General features: G+C 71.7%; 17 protein-coding genes. 3 read left to right on the top strand and 14 right to left on the bottom strand.

Annotation, left to right across the window (positions count from 1 at the left end; all coding sequences use genetic code 11):
• Positions 1-78 precede the first annotated feature (78 nt).
• Positions 79-1116, top strand: a complete 1038-nt coding sequence (locus ACLF5H_RS31700) for a PAS domain-containing protein (RefSeq protein ID WP_421679454.1) — start codon at positions 79-81, stop codon at positions 1114-1116.
• A gap of 85 nt (positions 1117-1201) precedes the next feature.
• Here ACLF5H_RS31700 and ACLF5H_RS31695 read toward each other — a convergent pair whose 3' ends face one another.
• Complete coding sequence (locus ACLF5H_RS31695) at positions 1202-1729, bottom strand: DinB family protein (RefSeq protein ID WP_421679453.1); 528 nt, start codon at positions 1727-1729, stop codon at positions 1202-1204.
• Between the two features lie 104 nt (positions 1730-1833).
• On the opposite strand from ACLF5H_RS31695, the gene ACLF5H_RS31690 reads away from it, so the two are divergent.
• The gene (locus tag ACLF5H_RS31690) at positions 1834-2466 is read left to right on the top strand and encodes a nucleotidyltransferase family protein (RefSeq protein WP_421679452.1); all 633 of its coding nucleotides are present in this window, start codon (positions 1834-1836) and stop codon (positions 2464-2466) included.
• On the opposite strand, the gene ACLF5H_RS31685 is transcribed toward ACLF5H_RS31690, so the two are convergent.
• Positions 2454-3110, bottom strand: coding sequence for a hypothetical protein (locus ACLF5H_RS31685; protein ID WP_421679451.1), 657 nt, complete (start codon positions 3108-3110; stop codon positions 2454-2456). The genes ACLF5H_RS31690 and ACLF5H_RS31685 overlap by 13 nt on opposite strands.
• Before the next feature lie 276 nt (positions 3111-3386).
• The gene (locus ACLF5H_RS31680; protein WP_421679450.1) at positions 3387-3839 is read right to left on the bottom strand and encodes an SRPBCC family protein; all 453 of its coding nucleotides are present in this window, start codon (positions 3837-3839) and stop codon (positions 3387-3389) included.
• Between the two features lie 252 nt (positions 3840-4091).
• Between ACLF5H_RS31680 and ACLF5H_RS31675 the strand changes: the two genes are divergently transcribed.
• Positions 4092-4385, top strand: a complete 294-nt coding sequence (locus ACLF5H_RS31675) for a hypothetical protein (protein ID WP_421679449.1) — start codon at positions 4092-4094, stop codon at positions 4383-4385.
• A gap of 54 nt (positions 4386-4439) precedes the next feature.
• On the opposite strand, the gene lanL is transcribed toward ACLF5H_RS31675, so the two are convergent.
• The 11 genes from lanL to ACLF5H_RS31620 form a co-directional block, all read right to left on the bottom strand.
• Complete coding sequence (gene lanL, locus ACLF5H_RS31670; protein WP_421679448.1) at positions 4440-6989, bottom strand: class IV lanthionine synthetase LanL; 2550 nt, start codon at positions 6987-6989, stop codon at positions 4440-4442.
• A gap of 2 nt (positions 6990-6991) precedes the next feature.
• On the bottom strand, positions 6992-7174 hold the full coding sequence (locus tag ACLF5H_RS31665) for an SflA family class IV lanthipeptide (protein ID WP_111581453.1): 183 nt from the start codon (positions 7172-7174) through the stop codon (positions 6992-6994).
• Between the two features lie 380 nt (positions 7175-7554).
• Positions 7555-9048 carry an MFS transporter gene (locus ACLF5H_RS31660; protein ID WP_421679447.1) on the bottom strand — a complete coding sequence of 498 codons (1494 nt, stop codon included), beginning with the start codon at positions 9046-9048 and terminating at the stop codon, positions 7555-7557.
• 888 nt (positions 9049-9936) lie between these two features.
• A complete protein-coding gene (locus ACLF5H_RS31655; protein WP_421679446.1) occupies positions 9937-10104 on the bottom strand; it encodes a hypothetical protein in 168 nt (55 codons plus the stop codon).
• A 44-nt stretch (positions 10105-10148) separates the two neighbouring features.
• A complete protein-coding gene (locus tag ACLF5H_RS31650; protein WP_421679445.1) occupies positions 10149-11678 on the bottom strand; it encodes an ABC1 kinase family protein in 1530 nt (509 codons plus the stop codon).
• A gap of 20 nt (positions 11679-11698) precedes the next feature.
• On the bottom strand, positions 11699-12046 hold the full coding sequence (locus ACLF5H_RS31645) for a hypothetical protein (RefSeq protein WP_421679444.1): 348 nt from the start codon (positions 12044-12046) through the stop codon (positions 11699-11701).
• 2 nt (positions 12047-12048) lie between these two features.
• Positions 12049-12411, bottom strand: a complete 363-nt coding sequence (locus ACLF5H_RS31640) for a hypothetical protein (protein WP_421679443.1) — start codon at positions 12409-12411, stop codon at positions 12049-12051.
• A 100-nt stretch (positions 12412-12511) separates the two neighbouring features.
• Positions 12512-13471 carry a 4-hydroxy-3-methylbut-2-enyl diphosphate reductase gene (locus ACLF5H_RS31635; RefSeq protein WP_421679442.1) on the bottom strand — a complete coding sequence of 320 codons (960 nt, stop codon included), beginning with the start codon at positions 13469-13471 and terminating at the stop codon, positions 12512-12514.
• Positions 13468-14532, bottom strand: a complete 1065-nt coding sequence (locus tag ACLF5H_RS31630; RefSeq protein ID WP_421679441.1) for a polyprenyl synthetase family protein — start codon at positions 14530-14532, stop codon at positions 13468-13470. The genes ACLF5H_RS31635 and ACLF5H_RS31630 overlap by 4 nt, the downstream gene beginning before the upstream one ends.
• Positions 14529-15704: a flavodoxin-dependent (E)-4-hydroxy-3-methylbut-2-enyl-diphosphate synthase gene (gene ispG / locus ACLF5H_RS31625; protein ID WP_421679440.1), complete on the bottom strand. Its 1176-nt coding sequence runs from the start codon at positions 15702-15704 to the stop codon at positions 14529-14531. Before ispG ends, ACLF5H_RS31630 begins: the two co-directional genes overlap by 4 nt.
• A gap of 71 nt (positions 15705-15775) precedes the next feature.
• Positions 15776-17554, bottom strand: coding sequence for a 1-deoxy-D-xylulose-5-phosphate synthase (locus tag ACLF5H_RS31620; RefSeq protein ID WP_421679671.1), 1779 nt, complete (start codon positions 17552-17554; stop codon positions 15776-15778).
• Positions 17555-17971: the final 417 nt, after the last annotated feature.

Below are 17971 nucleotides of genomic sequence, written 5' to 3'. Positions count from 1 at the left end.
CCGTGTTCCCGGAGTGCTACGGCTTACGCACGAGACGTCACCCAACGTCATGTCGTGCGGTATTGAAGGAGTGGGCCCGTGGACGAGACGGAACGCAAGGCATCGTCGGACGAAGCGGCACCGCCCGACCGGAACCCCTTCGGAGCCCTTGCCGAACTCACCCCGGCCGCCGCGTTCATGCGCGACGGCACCGGCCGCTACGTGTGGGCGAACCACGCCTACGCCCACCTGTACGGGACGACCCGCGACGCGGTGATCGGCCGCCATCTGTCCGACCTCGACGAGCCCGCCAACGCCGGCCGCTTCCTCGCCATGGACCAACAGGTCCTGACCGACGGCAAGTCCATACGGCACGCCCTCACCTACCGCCGCCCGGACGGCACGCCCGCACACGCGGCGGGTTACCGGTTTCCCGTCCGCTGGGGCGACGAACGCTGCGTCGCGGGCATCTACGTCGACGTCACCGACTACGTCCGGGCGATGGACCAACGGCACCGCGCCGAGGCGGACTTACGCGCCCTGCGCGACCACAGCGGACTGGCCTGCGTTCGGCTCGCCCCGGACGGCAGAGTGAGCGAGGCCGGCACCGCCACGGCCGAGATCCTGCGCGTCCGCCTCTCCGACCTCACCGGTCTGCGCGCCGCCTCCCTGCTCGCCGACACACCCGAACGCGGCGCCCTGCTGCGCGTCTGGGACGACCTGATCGCCGGGCGGCGCAGGAGCGCCCGCGCCTCGGCGGTGCTCGTCGACGGGGAGGGCTGGCAGCGCCGGGCCCGCATCCGGCTGACCACCGTCGGCGCGGCGGCGCCGGGCGTGACCGGCGTCTGGGCCGTCGTCACCCATCTGGGCCGACGCCAGCGGACCCAGCCCACCCTGACCGCCGCCCAGGTACGCATCGTCGCCCTGCTCGCGGCCGGCCGCAGCAACGCGGGCATCGCCGAGGAACTGCGGCTGTCGCGGCAGACCTTGGACTACCACCTGAGCCGCCTTCGCGTCCTCCTCGAAGCACCGACACGCCCAGCGCTGGTCGCCCGGGCCTACGTCCTCGGCATCCTCTCCCCCCGGACCTGGCCACCCCGCTCACCCACGGCGGCCCACCCCTCCAGCCCGGTGTGACGTCCGCCGCGATGTGCGCGGACACCGTCCGGCCGGTTGAACTCCACGCTCACACGGGCCCGTTCCGTCCCCGCACCCGTTGCGATCAGTCGCCCGTCGCTCCGTCGATCCGCTCTCGCAGGAGGTCGGCGTGGCCGTTGTGGCGGGCGTACTCCTGGATCATCAGCATGTAGACCCAGCGCAGACTGAGCGAAACCCCGCGAGAGGACATGAAGGTCTCGTCGAGGTCGTGCCCGGCCGCCGCCGCGTCGCACGCTGTGACCTCGGCCCGGAACAGCCCGAAGTCCCTCTCCGCGTCGGCCGGGTGAACTCCGTCGAGTCCCTCATCGCCGTCTGACGGGCCGGTGAAGACATCGCCGATGGCCTCACCCGCGAAGCTCCGCCGGAACCACCACCGCTCCACCTCCGCCATGTGCCGGACCAGGCCAAGCAGGGTGAGGCTCGACGGCTCTGCGCTCGGCCGCGCCAGGTGGGCCGACTCCAGCCCGGCACACTTGGCGAGCAGCGTTTCCCGGTGCCAGCTCAGCCAACCCTCCAGCATATGACGCTCAGTTACGGTACCCAGGTCGCCCAGCTGCTCGGCGCGCTCGACCGGTGGTGCTGTCCATGTCATGGCTCCACCTTGCGTCGCCGTCCTGGAGGGTTCAAGCAGGTGACATGGCGGTCCGTGGACTGCGGCCGACCTGCTGCCGGATCACTGTGTGGTAGGCATGAGCGGTGATCGGTCGCCTCCCACTCGATGAGCAGCTCGCCGCCCTGAAGTCTGTGCTCTCCCGCAATGAGGTGCTGTTGGAGGTGTTGAACCGTACGGCTCGATTGGGGCTGCCGGGCTGGTACTTGACGGCCGGCTGCCTGTTCCAGACCGTCTGGAACGTGGCCACGGACAGGCAGCCCACCAGCGGGATCAAGGACTACGACGTCTTCTACTTCGACGATCACGACCTGTCGTGGGAGGCGGAGGATGCCGTGATCAAGGCCGCGAAGGTTGCGTTCGGCGGGTTGCCGGCAGAGGTAGAGGTCCGCAACGAGGCCCGTGTCCATCTCTGGTACGAGCGGAAGTTCGGCGTCGCGTGCGCTCCCTACACCTGCACCGAGGCTGCCATCGACAGCTTCGCTGCCACCACCTGTTGCCTGGGCGTGCGCCAGGAGCCGGACGGGCGGTGGCGCGTATACGCCCCGCACGGACTCGCCGACGTGTTCAATCTCGTCGTCCGGCCCAATCCAGTGCTTGCCCCGCGTGAGGTGTACGAGACGAAGGCGGCTCGCTGGCGACAGCAGTGGCCCGAACTGACCGTGCTCGACTGGCCGTCCGAGTCCCCCACCGGACGGCCGCTCCGTCAGACGAAGTAGGACAGGTTCACGAAGAAGGCGATATAGGCGATGGCGAGGAGCACCACGAGCGTGGTGAACCAACCGAAGTGCACCTGGCGCCACGGCACTTTGGCGCCGGGGAAGCGGGTGCGGAATTGGGGCCAGGTCAGCATTCCCTGCTGCCTGACCGGCGCCTGAGCCGGTGGGGTGGTCAAGCGGCCCAACAGGCGCCGCAGCGGCTCTTCTTCCCACAAGCGGGTGTCGAGAACCAAGGGCGTGTCGTCCGAGGAGGTGAGCACCAGGCGGTCCTTGTGGCCGTCCACGGGTATCCGGACGTGGTGCAAGCCGGTGACGTCGGACTCCAAGGTGAGCAGTACCAGCCGCCCCCACCGGTCGTGGACCCTCAGCACACCGTCTTCCAGGACGATGCCGGCTCTCACCCGGCGCAGTGCCAGCCCTCCGGCGAACCACACCAGGGGGACGACCACGGCGAGTATCGCGACGATCATGCCCGGCCAGCCTGCCCCCGGCGAACTGCCGCGTCCATTGGCCAGCCGGAGCCCGAGCCGTACCGTCCCGAGGCCGATGGGCAGCGCCCCGCCCAACAGTGGTGCCTTGTAGACCCTGTTGTCGGCTCTGACCTTGATGGGCGCATGCGAAGAACCCGTCATCTCTGCGGACATCGGCCGATCGTGGCAGCACGGGCAACCGCTCCGTGCAGCTTTGACCAGAGCTATAGCATCCGTCGTCTCGCCATGGCCACCGCACCCCTCGCCGGAGCCGGAGCCGGAGCCGGAGCCGGAGCCGGAGCCGGAGCCGGAGCCGGAGCCGGAGCCGGAGCCGGAGCCGGGGCACGGATCGGCGGGGAGGCACTCCCGGGCCCGCGGCAGCCCCGGACGCCCCGGCCCGGCACCGGGACCGGGGCGGACAGGTGCCGCCGGACGGTCGTCGAGAGGGGGTCAGACCTGGCCGCGCCAGGCGCCGGTCTCGACACCGCCGCGGGACTCGATGAACTCCTTGAACCGCTTCAGATCACCCGTGGCCTGCCGCTTGACGAAGCCGAGCTTGTCGCCGACGGTCTCGGCGAGGCCCTGGGGGTCGTAGTCCAGTTGGAGCATGACCTTGGTGCGGCCCTCGTCCAGGCGGTGGAAGGTGACGACTCCCGCCTGCCTGGCCTCACCGTCGACCGTGGTCCAGGCGACACGCTCGTCGGGGATCTGCTCGGTGATCTCCGCGTCGAACTCTCGCTTCACTCCGCCGATCTCGGTGACCCAGTGGGTGAGGGTGTCACCGCGCTGCTCGATCCGTTCGACACCTGACATGAACTGAGGGAAGTCCGCGAACTGGGTCCACTGGTTGTAGGCGGTACGGACCGGGACGTCGACCGCGATGGACTCTTCTACCTGAGACAAGAGCAATCTCCCTTCTGGGAAGCGGGCAGCGGACCGACCGGATGGCGCCGGACCGCCCGCCCTGCCTGTGATCGTCACGGTCCGGGTTGCCACCAGTGGGCGGTTGATGCGTCGATGAGCCGTGCGAACGGCCGAGGCGGAAGCCCGGCCGCTCGACTCCGGCCTTCCTTCGAGGCTCCCGCGCCAGGAGGCGAAGCTCAGATCGACCCGCGGTGCGGGGTGCTCGTCACACATCGGGGTACACGGCCCGGCATGGCACCGAAGAGCGAAGGCATCGAGTTCCTGCGGGCCGCGCGGCAGTTGCGCCGTGTCCGTTCCTTTTACGCGGCGGGCGCCCTGCTGTGGGCGGGATGCACGATGTGGTCCGGCTGGCAGGCGCCGGGGAGTCGGCAGATGTGGGTGGCCGTCCTCCTCCTGACCGTCTTCACCGCTCTCCTCGTCACCGCGGGCCTGTCCCTGCGGCGTCTCGCCGTCCCCGCGACGGGCCGGCCCGCGCATCACGCCGCCCCGCACAGGACGACCGGCTCCCACCACGCCCACGCCTGAGCTGTGCGGAAGCCGTACCGGCAGCGGGGGCGGGCGCCGTGCCGGTGGCAGTGGTCAGGTGACTCGACCGAGCCGGGGGCCGCCCCGGTCGCGCAGTCGTCTGAAGAAGGCCAGTACGCCCGCGGAGCCGCCCGCCCAGGTGGCACTCGACCGGGTGAGCCCGGTGTCCGGGAACACGGGCCGGGACCAAGTGCCGCCGCTGCGGCTCAGGATGAGCAGCGCGGTGGTCTCGGCCGCGTCCCAGAACTCCTCGGACCCGGACGCCTCCGCGACATCCACCATCAGCTCACCCACTCCGGCCAGCCCGCAGCACTGAGTGACCAGCGGCATCCGCGGTGCCAGTGCTGCGCAGGCGCGCGCGGCCCGCTGGGCCAGTTCGAGGTGTCCGGGTTCGTCGAGGCGTTCGGCGGCACGGACGAGCACGGTCCCGATGCCCGCGAGCCCCCGGCACCACGAGCCGTAACGGCGTGTCGCCGCCGGCCCGTTGGCCGCCGCGATGATGTCCGGTGTCACGGCGGCCAGGTGCGCCCCGGCCTGCTCGGAGCGGCTGATCGCGTCCATGTCCCCGCTCACGCCGCCGTATTCGAGGAGGAAGCAGACGACGCCCGCCCGGCCGTGGGCGATGCCCTCGCTGAGCGCGGCGCTACCGGCCGTCTCCGAGCAGGCCGGGGTCAGCCGGGCGGTGCCTGACGCCAGCATCCGGTCGCAGTCGGCGGCGACGGCGAGGTGCCGGTGCGCGGCGTCCGGGTGACCGGACCGGAGGGCGTGGCGGGCCAGCAGCAGTCGGCCGAGGCCGATCCCGGCGGCGCCCGCGATCAGGTCCGCCTCCGGCGGTCCGCCGTCCGGCGCGCGGTCCGGCAGGACGGGGTGCCCGGACCACGTGTCGTCGTACGCCCCCGCCGCTGCCGTCAACCGCGCCTGGGCGAGGAAGAGTTCGACGCCCGTGCGCCCCGTGTAGAAGCCGGGCGGGAGATTCCTGGACTGTTCCGCCGTCCACCGCGCCAGCGCGGTGACGGCCGGACGCACGCCGGGCCGGTGCACGTGGTGCAGGAGCTCCAGCCCCAGGCCCGAACTGCCGCCGTAGACGTCGATCGAGGTGGGCACGTTCAACTGGGCGGCCCGTGCCGGGTCCACGATCGCGCTCGCCTCACTGACGCAGAACGCGGCCGTGTGCTCGATGATTTCGTCCAGCAGGTCGTCGTCGATCCGGGGCCGCGCGGGTCGGCGTGTGGTCCCGCCCGTGCCGGTGCGCAGGCGGTCGGCGGCGGCGGTGCGTACGTCCGCCTCGAAGCTCAGGAGGCCGGATACCGACGACCGGATCTGCCGGTGGGCGGGGCCGGGCAGTGCCCACGCCAGGCAGTCCAGCGTACGGTCCCGGTTGACCGCGCGGTCACTGTCGACGACGACCGGGTCCATGCCGGTGGCGGCGAAGAAGAGGGTCGCGCCGAGGGCGTAGTAGTCGTCGGCGGGGGCGGCCGGGCCCCTCGCGCGCAGAACCGGCGCGCTGTACCCGGGGGTCGCGCCTCCCGGACCGACGCCGTCCCGCTCGCTGATCCCGAAGTCGATCATGTGGCAGCCGCCGGGGCCGGAGGCGTCGAGCACGACGTTGTCGGGCTTGAGATCGCGCACGACCACGTTTCGTCCGTGGATCGCGTCCAGGATGCGAAGGAGCCGGGAGGCGAGGGCGGACAGGGCCCGCTCCGGCCGGGTGCCGTCGTCACGGTACGGGCCGTCACGCAGCACCTCCCGGCGCAGGTCCCGGTCGCCGCAGGCGCTCATCACCAGGTACTCGTCCGACTGGTGAGCGAAGTAGTCCAGTGCGCGGGGCACGCCCGCGACGCCGTCGAGGGCGGTGAGGACCGCGCGTTCGTTGCGCAGCCGGTGGCGGGCGTCCGTGCCGGATTCGTCCTCGCCCACGAAGGCCCTCGCCTGTTTCACCACCACCGGCTGCCCGAGAGCGCGGTCGACCGCGCGGTAGACATTGCCCTGAGGTGCGCGCGCGATGCCGGCGGTGACCGTGTAGCGTCCGCCGCCGAAGTGGGGTGCGGACGGCGTGTCGCCGGGTCCGGAATCGCACGCGAAGGGGTCCTCGGCCCAGGGCGGGCACCGGTAGCGGCCGACGGCCAGGCCGTCGAACATCCGGCCGTCCGGCCCGGTCATGACGGATTCGAGCCGCCCGCTCCGGCCGGTCCGGTAGTCGCCCGTGAAGGGGCCGTAGCGGTAGTAGACCGGTGCCCGGTGATCGACCCGCCGGTCGCTGACGATCCGCGGGCCCTCCCGGTCGCGCAGCACGGCGGCGAGTTCCCGGGCGACGCCGACCACCGTGTCGGCCGGGCAGTAGACGGTGATGGCCTTGCCGACAGCTCCGGCGCTCACCACCCCGGAGTTGAGACGGCGCAGGATCTCCGGATCGCGGGCGAACTTCGCGTGGCAGACGTGCCGGGACAGGACCGGCAGAACGAGCCCGGTCACGGTGTCGAGATCGCCGGGGCGCGCCGAGACGTGCAGTTTCCAGCCGTGCTCCATCGCCGGCATCCGCGGATCGTTGAGGTACGACCACGTCTCGTCGGACCAGCCGCTGCGGCCGGCGATGGAGACGACCACCGCTACGAGTTCAGGTCACACGAGAAGCGGGTGGTGGCGGTCACCCAGGGGTCGGACAGACACGCCGTGGGCTCGCGGTCGCCACGGTCGTCGTCCTCGAACACGATCGCCTCGTCGTCGATCTCCAGCGGACCCGCGTCGCGGAATCCGTCGGCTTGAAGAAGATCCGGCACGGCTACGGGCATGTGACGCCTCCATGGTGTGTCGTGCGCTGAGGAACAGGCAACGGCCGATGCGGGACGGTGCACCCGCCGGGCCGAGGACTCGCTGCACAAAGGTATGGAGGGGCACGCTCGCTGACAAGGGGTCAGGTGGGACGGCGGGGCGCGGGGTGGCCTGCCGTCGTCGGGGCGGACGCCGGGATACGGAAGGGGAGAATCGGGTTCCTGTGGCGCGGGTCCCGGAAAGGGCTGACGGCCGGTCGGCCCTCGCCTGCGGTCGTCACCTGTGGTCATCACCTGCGGTCGTCACCTGTGATCGTCATCTGTGGTCGTCATCTGTGGTTCTCGCCCGCTGTCACCATCCCGGTCCCTGCGGGTGGCTGGGGGTCCGAGGGATGTGCCGTTCACGCTCCGCCGGTGCCTTCGGGGGCCTTGGCGGCCTGGGCGGTCCCAGTGGGTTGGGTGGGTTGGGTGGCTTTGGTCTCGGTCTGGTGGGAGGTCTTGCCGATGCTGCCGACGAAGAGGCTGGCGATCGCGGCGGCCGCGGTGGCCCCCAGTGTCATCTCCCAGCCCCGGTCGAAGGCGTCGGCCTGGTGGGCGGCGCCGGTGCCCAGGGTGGCGACCAGCAGGGAGATGCCGAGGACGGTGCCGGCCTGGCGGGCCATGGTGATGACGCCGGAGCCGGTGGAGAAGCTCTGCGGGGGCAGGCCGGAGACACCGGCGCTGATGAGTGTGGGCAGGGTCAGGCCGACGCCGATGCCGGTGAGCAGCATGCCGGGCAGCATCCCGCTCGCATAGCCGGCGTCCGGTTCGAGGAGGGTGAGCCACCAGGCGATGCCCGCGCCGAAGACGACGCACCCGGTGAAGGCGACCACGCTGGAGCCGAAGCGGTGGATGACGGGCCCGATGCTCATGGCCAGCGCGGGCGGCAGCAGGGTCCCGGGGAAGATCGCGAGCCCGGTCCGCACCGCCGACCAGTGCCACACGTCCTGGCACCACAGCACGGCCGACAGCAGCATCGCCGCGAAGGCGACGGCGAACAGCACGTTGGAGAACGAGGACGGGCTGAAACCGCGGAACCTGAACAGCGGCAACGGCAGCACCGGCGAGGCGTGGCGGGCGGAGCGCACCGTGAACCAGACCAGCCCCAGCACCCCGAGCACGAGGGCGCCGGTGAACTTCTCAGACGCCCAGCCCCAGTCGTCGCCCTTGACCAGGCCGAGCGCGACCAGGGCGATGGCCGCGGTCAGTACGGCGGCCCCGAGTACATCCGCCCGCGGCAGGTCGCGGGATGCGACACGCGGCAGCACCCGCAGGCCGCCCAGCAGCGCGGCCACCCCGATCGGCACGTTCACCAGGAACACCCAGTGCCAGCTCAGTTCGGTCAGCAGCCCGCCCAGCACCGGACCCAGCGCACTGGCCACCCCGCTGATCGCCGTCCATCCGCGCACCGACGCGAGCCGCTTCTGCTGCGGGGCGGTCGCCAGCAGCAGACCGAGCGAGGAGGGGATCAGCAGGGCCGCGCCGACCGCCTGCAGCACCCGCGCCCCGACCAGGAACCAGATCCCCGGCGCCAGCGCGCACAGCACCGAGGAGAGCGTGAAGAGCACGATGCCCGAGAGGTAGGCGATCCGCGGATTGACCCGGTCCGCGAGATTGCCCGCCGGTACCAGCAGCGCCGCGAACACCACCGCGTACGCGTTCAGCACCCACGACAGGGACGCCAGCGAGGTCCCCGAGAACTGGTGCCCGATGTCCGGCAGCGCCACATTGACGATGAACACGTCCAGGTTGGCCATCGCCACCCCGGCGGCGATCACCGTGAAGACCACCCCGAGCCGCGGTCGTTCCTCTGCGGGACCGGGGGCATCGGCGGTCCGGCCGTCAGGGAGGCTCATGTTCGTCACCCATCAGTTTGAAATTCCAACTCACTTGCGCAGTGAAGTTAGCAACGAACGAACACAGACGGCAACGCCCACCGGCACGCTGTGACGCGTACCTCTTCCGGCGCGCCGGGGAGCCCCCGCACAAACCATGACAACCCGTCAGCCGACAAAGGACACCGTCCGCGCCACACCAACGCCCCTGCCCCGCAACCCCGTTGTCCGTCTCCGGCTCCACGCGCTTCCGCCCTGCCCGCTCCCGACGGCGTACCCGACCGGGAGTTCCCGTTGCGCTGGAGCGGGCCCCTCAGGTGGGTCACCGCCCGCCGTCGCTCCTGGTCGAGGTCGAGTTGTCCGGCGGCGTGCAAGGGGGCGGGGTGGGGGTGGCGGTCGCCGGGATCGTGTCCGCCGCGGTGGGGCTCTCGGGGGAGGTCGGCGGTGTTGGTGCCGGGGTACTGACCGGGGCGCGGGGTGTCCCTCCTGCCGGTGGCGGGGAGGAGGCGCACGGCGACGACGGCGCGGTGGACGGCGATGAATCCGGCGAGGGAGCCGGTGTCGGCCCGGGGCACGAGGTGGTTGTCGCGGTGGGGGCGGTCGGGGCGGTCGGGGCCGGTTCGGGGGTGGTGCTGTGCTGGGGGGTTTCTGAGGCGGTGGGGGAGGGGCGCAGGAGCACGGTGACGGTGGTCGTGGGTGCCGGGGCCGGGGCGGGGGCGGCTGGCGGAAGTGCGCCCGCTGGGGTGGGGGCCGGGGAGGGTGCGGCCGGGACGACGTGGACGTCGGCGTTCAGCGGGGGGACGGACGCGCAGCCCATGGCCGCGAGGGCGACGCCGACCAGGAGGACGAACAGCGGTATGCGCATGGCCCTTCTCCTATTCCTGCGGGACCGACGGGTGTGTGCCGGCCTCATGCGCTGAGGGTTTCGACGAACTTCCTCAGGCCGGTGAAGAATCTCTCGATGCCGTGGACGAGGTTGATGAGGGCGTGGGCGGTCTGGACGGGGGCGATGGCGATGAGGAACAGCAGGATGATGACGACGAGCCAGAACAGCAGGCCACGGGGTGCGCTGAGCACAGTGATGCCTCCTTGCGGCGGGCTCGGCGGCCGGGGAGGTGCCGCTAGCGGCGCCGGTGCTCGCGGCGTCGTAACCAGGTGAGAACGAGGAGCACGGCGACGGCGTCGCGCAGCGGCTTGTTGCGGGCCAGGGGCAGCCGCTCAAGGGCGCGGTGCAGGGGCAACTGGTTGACCTGGACGGTCAGTTCGCGGTTGGACAGGTCCCTGATGATGCTGCGGGCCTGCTGCGGCACGGTGGCGCTGCCGAGGATGAGATCGAGGACGGTGCGGGCGGCCTGCTTCTCGGAGAGGGCCTCCGCGGCGAGTTTGAAGGCGATGTGGCGGAACTCGTCTTCGAAGACGTCGAGGAGGGACAGCTCGGGGCACAGGTTGCGGATGGAGCCTTCGAGGTTGGCGAAGGACTTTCCGAGCACGGAGATCATGGGACTGGTCTTGATGCCGCGTTTGGTGGAGTACTGGAGGACGGCGGTGAGGGTGACGCCGAAGTTGAGTTCTTCGAGGGTGGCGGTGGCGACCTGGGGGACGAGAGCGGCCATGTCCTCGACGAAGTTCGTGATCTCGGCCCAGGGGGTGGCATGGCCCATCTCGATCCAGGCTTTGGCGACGGCGGCGCCGTCGTTCTGGGCGAGACCGAGCAGGACCAGCAGGATGCTGGTGCTCAAGGAGCGGTCGATGCGGCCGACCATGCCCCAGTCGATGAGGTGGGCCGGCTCGCCGGGGGCGACGAGGATGTTGCCCGGGTGGGGGTCGGCGTGGAAGGTGCGGGTCAGGAAGTAGGAGCGGTACATGAAGGCGAGCAGGTCCCGGCCGATGCCTTCGCGTTCCTCGCGGTCGAAGTCGGCCGGGCGGGCGTCCGCGATGGAACAGCCCGGTGCCAGGCTCTGCACCAGGACCCGAGGCGTGGCGGTCAGCACCGCCGGGACCGCGAGGTGCTTGAACTCCGCGGTGTACTCGCGGGCTTGGCGCATGTTGCGGGCTTCGAGGGTGAAGTCGAGTTCGGGGCGCATCGCGTCGAAGACGACACCGAGCATGGCGTTGGTGTCGACGACGGCGTTGAAGCGCGGGGAGCGGCGGCCGACGAAGCGGGCCGCCTTCCCGAGCAGGGCCATGTCGGCTTCGACCAGGGCCCGGATGCCGGGCCGCTGGATCTTCAGGGCCACCGGGGTGCCGTCGGCGAGGGTGGCGGCGTAGACCTGGGCGAGGGAGGCGGTGCCCAGGGGCCGTACGGTGTCGATGTCGCGGAAGCCGGCCGCCCAGCGGGGACCGAGGTCACGGGCCAGGACGGGCTCGAAGTCGGTGAAGGGGGAGGCGCTGACCTGGTCGTGCAGCCGCTCCAGTTCTTCGATCACCGCGGGCGGGACAAGGTCGGGGCGGGTGGAGAGGATCTGGCCGACCTTGATGTAGAAGGGGCCGAGGCTCTCCAGCGCCTCACGCACCTGGCGGGCCCGGTCGCGCGCGGCGCTGTCGGTGTCGGCGTCACGGTGCAGGGTGTGGCGGGCGAGGCTGTGGACGGCCTCGCCCGCCGCCAGGGCGCCGAAGGTGGCCAGGACCTTGCGGGCACGGCCGGTTGCCATGGCGGCTCCAAGGGGTGGGTTCAGCGTGCTCCGGCAGGCGGTGCCCCGCCCTGGTACAGCCCGGTCAGGACAGCGGCCGGGTTCAGCGCGGCGGAGGCCGCACCGGTGGGCAGGACGGCCGCGAGCGCCAGGGCGAGCACCTCGGCGAGCACCTGATAGGTGCAGTCCCCGCCGGTGGGGTGATCGCGGACGGTGAAGCGGCCACCGGCGCGCAAGTCCTGCGCCAACTCGTCGAGCCCGACGGGCTCATGCAACTGGACGTCGATGAGCTGCCCGCCGTGGTGCCGGCTGAGCAGGCGGTCGGGCGGCGGCCCCGGCCGAGACCGGCGCGGACCGGCCGCGGAGGCACGGCCGGGGCCGCCGGGCACCGTCACGAGGATGACTGCTGGGGGCGCTCGGCCGTCGCGGCGGGCTGCTGCCGGCGCAGCAGTTCCTCGATCTGGCCCAGCCGGGTCCACAGGGCCGCCAGCTCGACCTGCCCGACCTGCTCCTCGCCCGCGGCCGACTCGTGCCGATCCTCGTCCCGATCCCGATCCCGATCCCGATCCCGATCCCGGTCCCGGTCCCGGTCTCGGTCCCGGTCCCGATCGCGGCAGGGGCGCACGGTCCTGCTCAGGGAGGAGCGGGCGTCGTGTTCGAGGTCGCCCATGCTGTCGAGGGCGTCGTCGATCGTCTCCTTGAGGTCGTCGATGATGTTCGAGATGGTCTTGGTGATGCCGGTACGGCGTGCCACGGTGAGTCCTCCTTCGGTTGCGGTGCTTCGGCCCGGCAGCTTTGCCGAGCGGGTCAGTGAAGTGCACGGGCGGTGCCCGGTCGGGACGGGTGCGCCGGTGTCAGGGGCGGGGGGTGAGGGTGCGGGGCAGGGCGAAGTGCTGGTGCTCCTCTGCGGCCCGCACCACCTCGACCTGGTGGTAGCCGCGTTCGGCGAGCCAGGTCAGTACCTCGTCGACCAGGAGGTCGGGCACCGAGGCGCCGGAGGTCAGGCCCACGGTGCGGACACCGGCCAGCCAGGCTTCGTCGATCTCCTCGGCGCCGTCGACCAGGCGGGCGGCGCGGGCACCGGCCTCCAGGGCGACCTCGACCAGGCGCACCGAGTTGGAGGAGTTCCGGGAGCCGACGACCAGCACGAGATCGGCGTCGGCGCCGAGCTGTTTGACCGCGGCCTGCCGGTTCTGGGTGGCATAGCAGATGTCGTCGCTCGGCGGGGACTTCAGGCCGGGGAAGCGGGCTTTGAGGACGGCGACGGTGGCCAGGGTCTCGTCCACCGACAGGGTGGTCTGGGACAGCCAGGCGACCTTGTCGGGGTCGCGGACCTCGACGGTGGCCGCCTGTTCGGGGCCGTCGACCACCGTGATGTGCTCGGGGGCCTCCCCGCTGGTGCCGATGACCTCCTCGTGGTCCTCGTGGCCGATCAAAAGGATGTCGTAGTCGTCGCGGGCGAAGCGCTCGGCTTCCTTGTGGACCTTGGTGACCAGCGGGCAGGTGGCGTCGATGGTGTGCAACTGCCGGTCGGCGGCCTGCCGGTGTACGGCGGGCGCGACGCCATGGGCGGAGAAGATGACCGTGGCGCCCTCGGGGACCTGGTCGGCCTCGTCGACGAACACCGCGCCCTTGCGCTCCAGCGTCCGGACGACGTACTGGTTGTGGACGATTTCGTGGCGGACATAGACCGGTGCCCCGTACAGCTCCAGCGCCCTTTCGACGACGGTCACGGCGCGGGCCACCCCGGCGCAGTAGCCGCGCGGCGCGGCCAGCAGTACCCGTCCGACGGCAGGAACCTCGGTCTTCGTCATCGGGTGCGCTCCGTAAGGGTGCGGGCCACGTCGCGCAGTGCCTCGACGGCCCGGGGCGGCAGCGGTGCGTCGTCCAGGGCCCGCAGGGCGGCGCGCCGTTGGGCGTCGATACGTTCTTCGGTCCTGGCCCGGGCGCCGGTGTCGGTCAGGACGGCGCGCACGATCGCGGCTTGGTCCGCGTCCAGGTGCGGATCGCCCACCAGGCGGCGCAGCGTGGCGCGCTGGCCGGGGTCGGCGTGGCGTACGGCCAGGGCGAGCAGCACGGTGCGTTTGCCCTCGCGCAGGTCGTCCAGGACGGGCTTGCCCGTGTCCGCCGGATGGCCGAAGACGCCCAGCAGGTCGTCGCGGAGCTGGAAGGCCTCGCCCAGGGGCATGGCGTAGGCGCTGAGCACCGCGCGGATGCCGGGGTCGGCTCCGGCGAGCACGGCGCCCAGGTGCAGGGGGTGTTCGACGGTGTACTTGGCGGTCTTGTAGCGGATGACGGCCAGCGCCCGGTCCATGTCGTCGGTCGGCTGGTCCGTGACGTCCAGGTCCATGTACTGGCCGTAGACGATCGCGTCGCGCATGGCGTCCACGATCTCCAGCGCGGCCACCAGCTGTTCCGGGGACAGCCCGGCGTCGTTGAACATTTCCTGCGACCAGGCCAGCGCCAGATCTCCCATCAGGAGGGCGGCGCTCTCCCCGAAGGTGTCACTGCGGTGTCGGGCGGCGAGGGCGCGGTGGACGGTGGGGCGGCCGCGGCGGGTGTCGCTGTGGTCCATGAGGTCGTCATGGATCAGGGCGAAGGCGTGGAAGAGCTCCAGGGACGCCGCCGCCCGGATGACGGGGCCGGTGTCGCCGTGGCCGCGGCCGGCGTGCCAGCCCAGCACACACATCAGTGGGCGGATGCGCTTGCCACCGGCGAAGACGAAGTCGCGCACCACTTCCAACGGTGCCAGCGGCAGCCGGTGTTCCCGCGCCTGGCGCGCCTTACCCCCCAGATAGTCCTCCAAGGCGGCGTCGACCCGCTCGCGCAGTCCGGACAGATCCAGCAGGTCGCCGTTCGAGGCAAGGGCGCTCACCGCGTCGCCTCCCGGCCCGGGCCCTGCTCGGCGGGGGCCGTGCGGGCGTCGGCCGCCTGATCGGCCTCGGCTTCGCCGATGCGCAGGGCCTCCTCCACCAGCGTCTCCACGATCTTGCCTTCGGGGACGGTCTTGATGACCTCGCCCTTGCGGAAGATCTGGCCCTTGCCGTTGCCGCAGGAGACGCCGAGGTCGGCTTCGCGGGCCTCGCCGGGCCCGTTGACCACACACCCCATCACCGCGATCCGCAGGGGGTAGGGCAGACCGTCCAAGGCGGCGGTGACCTTCTCGGCCAGCGTGTACACGTCGACCTGGGCGCGGCCACAGGACGGGCAGGAGACGATCTCCAGACGGCGCCGGCGCAGGCCGCAGGATTCCAGGATGCCGATGCCGGCCTTGACCTCCTCGACCGGCGGGGCCGACAAGGACACGCGGATGGTGTCGCCGATGCCGCGATTGAGGAGGGTGCCGAAGGCGACGGCGGACTTGATGGTGCCCTGCAGCAGCGGGCCCGCCTCGGTCACGCCCAGGTGCAGGGGGTAGTCGCAGGCGTCGGCGAGCAGTTCGTAGGCGCGGACCATGGTGACCGGGTCGTGGTGCTTGACGGAGATCTTGATGTCGGTGAAGCCGTGCTCCTCGAACAACGAGCACTCCCACAGGGCGGACTCCACCAGGGCCTCGGGGGTGGCCTTGCCGTGCTTGGCCAGCAGCCGCTTGTCCAGCGACCCGGCGTTGACACCGATGCGGATCGGCACCCGGGCGTCGGCGGCGGCCCGGGCGATCTCGTGGACCTTGTCGTCGAACTTCTTGATGTTTCCGGGGTTGACGCGCACGGCGGCGCAGCCGGCGTCGATGGCGGCGAAGACGTACTTGGGCTGGAAGTGGATGTCGGCGACGACCGGGATCTGCGACTTCTTCGCGATGGCGGGCAGGGCGTCGGCGTCGTCCTGGGAGGGCACCGCGACCCGTATGATCTGGCAGCCGGCCGCGGTCAGTTCCGCGATCTGCCGCAGCGTGGCGTCCACGTCCGCGGTCAGCGTCGTGGTCATCGACTGCACCGAGACCGGGGCGCCGCCGCCGACCGGTACGGAGCCCACGTGCAGCTGCCGGGTGGGGCGCCGCCGGGGCGCGGGGATGGGTAAGACGGGCAGGGGAACGCCGGTCGTGGTCATCAGGGACTCCTCGTCAAGCAGGAAAAGCAGGAAAAGCAGGAAACGGGGGAAACGGGGGAAACGGGGGAAAGTCAGACGATGCGGCGGGCGGCCTGGTGGGCCAGGCGGACGGCGGTGGCGATGCCGTCGGGCACCAGTCCGGTGGCCGTCAGCAGCTCGGCACGTGAGCCGTGCGCCAGGAAGGTCCGCGGCAGCCCCATGACGTGCACCCGGGTGCCGGTCCCGGCGTCGGTGCAGGCCTGCGCGAGCGCGGTGCCCAGACCGCCGGTACGGGCGCAGTCCTCGACCGTGACCGTCAGCGGGTGTCGGGCGGCCAGACGCACCAGGTCGGCCGGCATCGGCAGGGCCCAGCGCGGAGACGCCACCGTCACCGACAGACCCCGCGCCGCCAACTGATCCCGAGCGGCCAGGCAGGGCGCGGCCATCGCCCCGAAGCCCACCAGCAGCACATCCGTACCGGTGGCGGTGAGCAGGTCCACCTGTCCGTGGCGGCCGACGGCCGGCAGGTCGGTGCCGACGGCGCCTTTGGGGAAGCGCAGCGCGGTGGGGCCGTCCTGGTCGGCCAGCGCCTCGGCCAGCAGTTCCCGCAGGGTGGCGGCGTCACGTGGCAGGGCAAGGCGCAGGCCGGGCACGAGGGAGAGCAGGGTGTGGTCCCACATACCGTGATGCGAGGCCCCGTCCGGGCCGGTGATCCCGGCCCGGTCCAAGACCAGGGTGACCGGCAGCCGGTGCAGGGCCACATCCATCAGCAGCTGGTCGAACGCCCGGTTGAGGAAGGTGGCGTAGAGGGCGACAACGGGGTGCAGGCCGCCCATGGACAGCCCGGCGGCCGAGCACAGCGCGTGCTGTTCGGCGATGCCCACGTCGAAGACCCGCCCGGGGAACCGCTCGGCGAAGGAGGCGAGCCCGGTGGGCCGCAGCATCGCCGCCGTCAGCGCCACCACGTCCCGGTGCTCGGCGCCCAGCCGGGCCAGTTCACCGCCGAAGACGTCGGTCCAGGTGGGCGCGGCGGCCTTCGCGGGGGCGCCGGTGGCCGGGTCGACGACGCCGACCGCGTGCAGGCGGTCCGCGTCGTCGGCCTCCGCCGGCCGGTAGCCCTTGCCCTTGACGGTCACGGTGTGCACCACCACCGGCCCGCCCGCCGCCCGGGCTTGGCGCAGCGCCCGCTCCACCGCGGCCTGGTCGTGGCCGTCGACGGGGCCGAGGTAGGCAAAGCCCAGGTCGGTGAAGAGGTTGGAGCGGCTCGCCCCCGTGGCGCGGTTCAAGGGATCCTTGAGCGCGGACAGGTGCCCGGCCAGGGCGCCGGAGGTGGGGGCGTAGGAGCGGCCGTTGTCGTTGAGCACCACGATGACGTGACGGTGCCCGGCAGCGCCGAGATTGTTCAGCGCCTCGAAGGCCAGCCCGCCGGTCAGGGCCCCGTCGCCGATCACCGCCACCACCCACCGGTCGTCCTGACCGCGCGCGGCGAAGGCTTTGGCCAGGCCGTCGGCGTAGGACAGCGCGGTCGAGGCGTGGGAGTTCTCCACCCAGTCGTGCACCGACTCGCTCCGGGACGGATAGCCCGACAATCCGCCGCGCCGACGCAGCAGTCCGAACAGCTGGGCCCGGCCGGTGAGCAGCTTGTGCACGTATGCCTGGTGGCCGGTGTCGAAGAGCAGGGCGTCGCGCGGCGATTCGAAGACCCGGTGCAAGGCCATCGTCAGCTCCACCACCCCCAGGTTCGGCCCGAGGTGACCGCCCGTGGCGCACACGTGGTCGATCAGGAAGGATCGGATCTGCGCGGCCACCGCGGCGATCTCGCCGGGATCCATCGTGCGCAGAGCCTGCGGCGACCACCGCTCACGGGTCATGGCTAGGTCGTCGCCGTCGTCGTCGGCGGTGGATATGGGAGGTGAACTGAGGGTGAGCCGCATGGGTTTCCCATCAAGGTAAGGCCAGGGCGAACACCTGAGGGCAGGCACTTTCGTGCTTTCGGGCAGGGGAAGTCACCGGCATCGACAACTGCGGCTTTCCCTGCGGGGCCTGCGCTGCGGGGGACTTAAGCGGTCCACCCCGACCCGGCAGCGCACTCGAACGGTCAGTTCGAGGGCACCACAATGCCCGGTAGCTGGCAAGGCCGTCCCCCCAGCGCACGGTAGTGATCCTCCCCGGTGCCGGTTCAGCGCACGCGCGGTTCGGCACCGGCGTGCCCGCCGCCTCCGCTCAGCCCGGCGCACCACCCCACATCAGCGGCCCTGAATCCGCCCCGCCCCCGGCGCCGACCAGCC

This window comes from Streptomyces sp. LaBMicrA B280 (genome assembly GCF_049222185.1).
GTDB lineage: Bacteria > Actinomycetota > Actinomycetes > Streptomycetales > Streptomycetaceae > Streptomyces > Streptomyces murinus.
Note: the sequence above shows the minus strand (reverse complement) of the source record. Positions and strands in the feature narration are given on the sequence as shown.

Coding starts and splice junctions, on each gene's coding strand:
- ACLF5H_RS31685 (WP_421679451.1), bottom strand. CDS start 3,110: ATGTCCGCAGAGATGACGGGTTCTTCGCATGCGCCCATCAAGGTCAGA.
- ispG (WP_421679440.1), bottom strand. CDS start 15,704: ATGACCACGACCGGCGTTCCCCTGCCCGTCTTACCCATCCCCGCGCCC.
- ACLF5H_RS31650 (WP_421679445.1), bottom strand. CDS start 11,678: ATGGCAACCGGCCGTGCCCGCAAGGTCCTGGCCACCTTCGGCGCCCTG.
- ACLF5H_RS31695 (WP_421679453.1), bottom strand. CDS start 1,729: ATGACATGGACAGCACCACCGGTCGAGCGCGCCGAGCAGCTGGGCGAC.
- ACLF5H_RS31620 (WP_421679671.1), bottom strand. CDS start 17,554: ATGACCCGTGAGCGGTGGTCGCCGCAGGCTCTGCGCACGATGGATCCC.
- ACLF5H_RS31635 (WP_421679442.1), bottom strand. CDS start 13,471: ATGACGAAGACCGAGGTTCCTGCCGTCGGACGGGTACTGCTGGCCGCG.
- ACLF5H_RS31660 (WP_421679447.1), bottom strand. CDS start 9,048: ATGAGCCTCCCTGACGGCCGGACCGCCGATGCCCCCGGTCCCGCAGAG.
- ACLF5H_RS31675 (WP_421679449.1), top strand. CDS start 4,092: ATGGCACCGAAGAGCGAAGGCATCGAGTTCCTGCGGGCCGCGCGGCAG.
- ACLF5H_RS31665 (WP_111581453.1), bottom strand. CDS start 7,174: ATGCCCGTAGCCGTGCCGGATCTTCTTCAAGCCGACGGATTCCGCGAC.